Consider the following 1132-nt stretch of genomic DNA (forward strand, 5'->3'; position numbering starts at 1 on the left):
TCCTGCGTCGCGTGTGCGTCCAGCCGCTGCGCGCGCTGCGCGAGACCGCTGATCGTCGGATGCTCGAAGATCTGCCGCGGCGTGAGCCGCCAGCCCGCCTCACGCGCGCGCGCGATGATCTGCAGGCTCTGGATCGAGTCGCCGCCCGCTTCGAAGAAGTTGTCGGTGACGCCCAGATCGTCACGCCCCAGCACCGCGCTCCAGATCGACAGCAGCACCGACTCCACTTCGCTCGACGGCGCAATCCGCTCGCGCTCGCCCGTTTGCGGCGCGGGCAGCGCGGCGCGATCGAGCTTGCCGTTGGGCATCCACGGCAGCCGCGCAAGCACCGTCACCGACGACGGGACCATGTAGGCGGGCAGCCTCTGCTCGAGTTCGCGTTGCAGGTGAGCGGCGTCGAGCGCGAAGGACGGGGCGGGGGTGCCGTTCGCTGGGTCGGTGTTTGTTGCCCGTTGACTCCCCGCCCGCGTGTCCCCCGCCACATACGCCGCGAGCCTCTGCTTCTGCCCCTCGCCCACCACAATCACCGCCGCCTCGCGCACGCCCTCGCACTGGCGCAGCACCGCCTCGATCTCGCCCAGCTCGATGCGCTGCCCGCGCAGCTTCACCTGCTGATCGAGCCGTCCCAGGAATTCGACCGTGCCGTCCGCGCGCATCCGGCACAGGTCGCCGCTTCGATAGAGCCGCGCGCCCGGCGCACCGTACGGGTCCGGCACGAACCGCTCGGCCGTCAGCCCCGGCCTGCCCAGGTAGCCGCGCGCCACCGTCGGCCCGCCGATACACAGCTCCCCCAGCCCGCCGACCGGCGCTTCATCGCCCGATGCGTCCAGCACCCGCGCCGTGCGCCCCGGATACGGATGACCGATCGGCACCGTCACCTGATCCACGTCCTCAGCCCGCGTTTGACGATACAGCGCGGCCACCGTCGTCTCCGTCGGGCCGTACAGGTTGTCCAGCCGGATGTCCGCAAGCGGCCCTTCGCACCAGCGCGCGAGCGCATCGCCCGGCAGCGCCTCGCCGCCCACCGTCACCTGGCGCAGGGCAAGCTGCGCGCGCGGCGGGGCATGACGCTGCCACTGCTGCCACAGCGCCGTCGGAATCCGCGCGAACGTCACGCGCCGCGTGACCAGCC

Annotated in this window: 1 protein-coding gene; it reads right to left on the minus strand. The window is 72.2% G+C overall.

Annotated elements, in window-relative coordinates; all coding sequences use genetic code 11:
* Positions 1–1132, minus strand: a 1132-nt coding sequence (locus tag JNB89_RS30755) for a non-ribosomal peptide synthetase (protein ID WP_220364730.1), incomplete at both ends; no start/stop codon positions are given.

The organism is Paraburkholderia phenoliruptrix (assembly GCF_019511605.1).
In the GTDB taxonomy this organism is placed as follows: Bacteria; Pseudomonadota; Gammaproteobacteria; order Burkholderiales; family Burkholderiaceae; genus Paraburkholderia; species Paraburkholderia phenoliruptrix_A.